Consider the following 4,605-nt stretch of genomic DNA (forward strand, 5'->3'; position numbering starts at 1 on the left):
GAGGGCGTGGTTAGGCAGCGTTTAAGTCGTGGTCCGTCTTTGGAATGAAACCTTTCCTTTTCTTTGCCCAGCGGTGGTTCCTTTTAGCGGATTTTTGTTCTCCACGCTGATTGCCGGCTTGGTTCTCGTGGGCAGGGTTGTAGCCTTGTATTGGACGTCTCTGTGGATGTTTAGGTTCACGATTAAAGTCTAAGAATGGTATTATTTATCATTAAATCTTTCTACTGCTGTAAACCCTTCATTCTACATATTATTAGATTGTCTTCTGAACAATTCATCTCAACTTCAAAGCCAAAAGTTTCAAAAAAGGACATAGTAATATCAAGCAGTTCTTGTACAGACTGAGGTGAGGTTTTCTTTAATATCTGATTCAGTGTTTCTTTAAATTTGTATTTTATATCATGTGCTATAGTTTTTGCCACCAAAGTCAGGTTTAAACCTAAGGTTTCCATGGCATCCAATATTGTAGAAAATCCATCTGCCATTCCGCGGAACGTTAATCTTTTTTGGAGGTCAACCATCCGCTTTTGCCCCTTCTTCGAAAATATTCTAAATTAATTTGTGTACTCCGCATTGTCTAAGTAAAATATATATTTTATAACCCATTTTTCGCAGATTCTGCGAAGTTCTTTGCAACGTTGAGTCCTTCCCAACACCGAAAGCGTATTTGTGAAAACTTCTAAAACGGGATACTAAGATTCCCCGGTGGATAAGGGTTTTAAACATGAAAAAGCTACAAGTTCCACTATAAGATTCACAAATGTGCGAAAAATGGGTTATAATATATTTATCTATCGCAATTTATTTTGAACAGTGATTAAGTTCGTCAACACCATTAATGGGGAACATTAAAAAAATATCTAAATTAATCCATTATTCAGATTTATTGATGAAATCATTGTGCTAGCTCTTCGAATGTAGCGTAAGTTTTAACTATTTAGTTTGTTATTAATTCAGAGGAGGTACCCGGTTTGCGTTTTGACAGAGCTATTAAAAATTTAGAGAGGATGTTCAGTCTTAAACGTGAATATGATATCATAGAAGAAGAGGAAGACGACGAGTTTGAATCCGGGTACATACCTCAATGGGTTTTGAATTCTAACTATTTCCAAGTAATGAGGCTTAAAAAGCGGTTGCTCGGGGAGTATGAGGGTGTTTCTCTTGAAAAGGCTATTCCGGGTAGAGTTATTTCATACGATGTTGGAGAATGTTACCTGATTAGTTCTGAGTGTTGCTCAGAATTTTATAATCCTTCGGAGGGGGCTCGGGAGGCGATAGTTTCCAATCTCAAGTTTCTTCACGGAATTGGTCAAAAAACGGAAACGGTTTTGAAGAGAAGAGGTTACCGGACCATCGCCGATTTAACTCGACACCCCAAGTGGGGAAAGCTGGCTAGAGAATTTCTGCAACTACTGGATATGAGCGATTTTAAAAGAGTTCAGGAAGTTATGTGGCGTTGGATTCCCAAATCACATCCTCTTTCTTTTCGATTAGCAGGTTTAAATCGGGATGAGGATTTCGCTATCATTGATATTGAGACTATGGGTCTTTTTTCTAGACCAATAATACTTTTGGGAGTTGCTCAGCCTTGCGAAGGAAAGTTAAAGGTTAATCAGTATCTTGTGAGGGATATTTCGGAGGAGAACGCGGCGTTAAAAATCTTTATGGAAGAGCTAGAGCAGTATAGTGCAATCATCTCTTTTAATGGTAGGTCTTTCGACATTCCATTCATTGAACAACGACTAAATTACTACGGCCTTAACTCCATAATCGATAAGATGCATTTTGACCTTCTTCATTATATTAGAAGAGCATGGCGTCACATCGTTCCCAGTTGCAATCTCTCCACAATAGAAGAATGTATATTGGGATTAACACGAAGAGACGAAGTTCCAGGGGCTCTGGTTCCCGAGTTCTATAGAGAATATCTTGAAACCAAGAATGTCGGTCCCCTAGTGGCCATAATTAATCATAACCGACAAGATGTCGTCAGCTTAGCCAAGTTATTTTCCAAGTTAAGCGAGGCACTAGTGCAATGATGGTGAAACCACACGAGTTTCTAAACGAAATACAAAATAGTCTCTCTTATAATAGTCAAATAGAACATGTAGAAGTAATTCCAGCCAAAGAAGCAGAATTCGGTATGCTTGACAAGCCTTTACCGGAACCATTACAAAAATATCTAGACAAATTAGGAATAAGACTTTACTCCCATCAAGCAAGAGCAATAAATGAAGTAAGAAAGGGAAAAAATGTAATTATTACAACACCCACAGCTTCCGGAAAAACTCTATGCTTTAATTTACCTGTTCTGGAGAAGATCCATCTTGATCCTAAGACTACAGCCTTATACCTGTATCCCTTAAAAGCTTTAACCAATGACCAGCTCAAAGTTTTAAGACAAATGGAGCAAGAAACCGGGATTAAATTTAATGCGAATGTTTATGATGGGGATACCCCGCCTAATCTTCGCCCGAAAATTAGAAAGGAGTCCAATATAATTCTGAGTAACCCTTATGGAATCCACTTATACTTGCCTTGGCACAACAAGTGGACGAAGTTCTACAGCAATTTGGCTTTTATTGTTCTGGATGAGGTACACACTTACCGGGGTGTGTTTGGCTCTAATGTGGCTATGCTTATGAGACGCCTACTCCGAATTTGTGAACACTATGGTTCCAATCCTCAAATAATTCTCTCCTCGGCAACAATAGCTAATCCCGAAGAACTCTCATCCAAACTAACCGGGAAACAGTTTGAGGTAGTTTCAGAGGATGGAGCAGTACGTGGCAAAAAATACTTCGTGTTCTGGAATCCACCACTTATAGGAAGGAATGCCCGAAACTCTCCTCACCAGGAAACCAAAAATCTTCTAGCAATGCAGGTGGCGAGAGGTATTCAGACTCTTTGTTTCACTATTTCTCGCAGAATGGCTGAACTAATAGCCAGATGGACGAGAGAGGAAATTCCGGAACTAAAAGAAAGAGTAACATCTTACAGGGCGGGCTATCTTCCTTCGGAAAGAAGAGAGATCGAGAAAAAGTTAAGGGAAAAGCAGCTCTTAGGTGTGGCGTCCACCAGCGCTTTAGAACTGGGTATAGACATTGGTTCCTTGGATTCGGTAATAATTTCAGGTTATCCAGGAACTATAATATCCACATGGCAACAGGCAGGTAGGGCGGGAAGAGGAACAGAGGACGCTCTTATTACCTTAGTAGCTTTTGAAAATCCGCTCGACCAGTACTTTATGAAGCACCCGGAAAAATTCTTTGGAAAACCCCATGAACACGCCATCATAGATCTTGAAAATCCCTATATTACCATCGGTCACTTGATGTGCGCCGCAGCTGAACTGCCCCTGAAGGATTCTGACGCTAAATATTTTTCAGATCTGAATGTTAAAAAAGAGCATGAAGATTCCTCTAACCTGTTTTCATCAGCTCTAAAAATTCTGGAAGAAAATAAAGTCATTATGAAAAGTCCTAAGGGATTCGTTTATGCGGGAACTCGCAGAGCGGTAGACATGGTGTCCCTAGATAGCATCTCTAGTGAGCAAGTGAAAGTTGTTTGCGAGGGAAAGGTTCTTGAGATAATAGACCGTAACCGAGCTTATTCCGAGGCACATAGGGGCGCAGTTTTTCTACACCAAGGTGAAACATACCTTGTTGAGGATTTAGATTTAAACAACAGAACCGCCTATGTTAGGAAGGAAGATTTAGATTATTACACTGAGGCGGCGGAGACCGCTGACATAGAAGTAATTAGAGAATTTGAAAAAAAACTGTGTAATGATTTTGTGGTGAAACTGGGGGAAGTCACCGTTACCAAGTGTTATAATAAATACTTTGTAAAGAAGTATGATGAGGTTCTGGGACTAGAACCATTGGAACTTCCACCAATTATATTCGACACCACCGCTCTCTGGTTTATAATTCCAGACGATGTGGTTAAAAAAGTCAAAGAAAATAATCTGGATTTTGAGGGAGGAATACATGCTGTGGAACACGCCATGATTGCTATGACACCCTACTTTGCACTATGCGATCGAAGAGACATCGGCGGAGTTTCTACAAGCAACCATCCAGACACCGGCAAGCCGACCATATTTATATACGATGGCCATCAGGGTGGCATTGGAATAAATGAGAAAAATTACCAGCTCTTCCAAGAATTGGCAAGTAATACCCTAGAGCTAATTGAGAGCTGCGAGTGTGAAGACGGTTGTCCCTCCTGTATTTATTCTCCAAAGTGTGGAAATAACAACGAACCATTAGATAAAAAGGCTGCAACAATAATACTAAGAGCCCTTCTTAAGAAGCCAAATTAAAATCTCAAGCGTATAATAGAAATCCTTCGTTATTAGTTAATAGATAAATTAGTGCACTCTCTCCTTGTCAAATCTTATCATTGTGCCACTAATTTTTTCTTCGGGAATTTCTTCCCTTACCCTCACCATGGTTATGGCTTCTTGGGGGCATTTATGAGAGCATATCCCGCAACCTATGCATCTTTCTTCTATAATCATGATTTTATCATCGGAAAGATCTTCATTACAGTATCCCCGCTTTATTAACTGTTTTTCTATTCTGTTAATTGTCAGTTTAT

5 protein-coding genes are annotated in these 4,605 nt (G+C 39.7%); 2 read left to right on the forward strand and 3 right to left on the reverse strand.

Annotated elements, in window-relative coordinates; genetic code table 11:
- Window positions 1-21: 21 nt before the first annotated feature.
- Together ACUVXA_RS16655 and ACUVXA_RS16660 are read right to left on the reverse strand one after the other, a co-directional pair.
- Window positions 22-180, reverse strand: a complete 159-nt coding sequence (locus tag ACUVXA_RS16655) for a hypothetical protein (RefSeq protein WP_445872413.1) — start codon at window positions 178-180, stop codon at window positions 22-24.
- Between the two features lie 41 nt (window positions 181-221).
- Entirely contained in the window at window positions 222-521 is a 300-nt protein-coding gene (locus tag ACUVXA_RS16660; RefSeq protein WP_445872414.1) for a hypothetical protein, read from the reverse strand.
- 450 nt (window positions 522-971) lie between these two features.
- Here ACUVXA_RS16660 and ACUVXA_RS16665 point away from each other — a divergent pair, with 450 nt between their 5' ends.
- On the forward strand, window positions 972-2,039 hold the full coding sequence (locus ACUVXA_RS16665; RefSeq protein WP_445872415.1) for a ribonuclease H-like domain-containing protein: 1,068 nt from the start codon (window positions 972-974) through the stop codon (window positions 2,037-2,039).
- On the forward strand, window positions 2,036-4,327 hold the full coding sequence (locus ACUVXA_RS16670) for a DEAD/DEAH box helicase (RefSeq protein ID WP_445872416.1): 2,292 nt from the start codon (window positions 2,036-2,038) through the stop codon (window positions 4,325-4,327). Before ACUVXA_RS16665 ends, ACUVXA_RS16670 begins: the two co-directional genes overlap by 4 nt.
- 48 nt (window positions 4,328-4,375) lie before the next feature.
- Here the strand turns inward: ACUVXA_RS16670 and ACUVXA_RS16675 are convergent.
- Window positions 4,376-4,605, reverse strand: a 230-nt coding sequence (locus tag ACUVXA_RS16675; protein WP_445872417.1) for a 4Fe-4S binding protein, incomplete at its 5' end; no start/stop codon positions are given.

Source organism: Candidatus Jordarchaeum sp. (genome assembly GCF_052745115.1).

What these genes read in the sequence shown, in the direction of transcription:
- ACUVXA_RS16660 (WP_445872414.1), bottom strand. Translation starts at nt 521, where the DNA reads ATGGTTGACCTCCAAAAAAGATTAACGTTCCGCGGAATGGCAGATGGA.
- ACUVXA_RS16670 (WP_445872416.1), top strand. Translation starts at nt 2,036, where the DNA reads ATGATGGTGAAACCACACGAGTTTCTAAACGAAATACAAAATAGTCTC.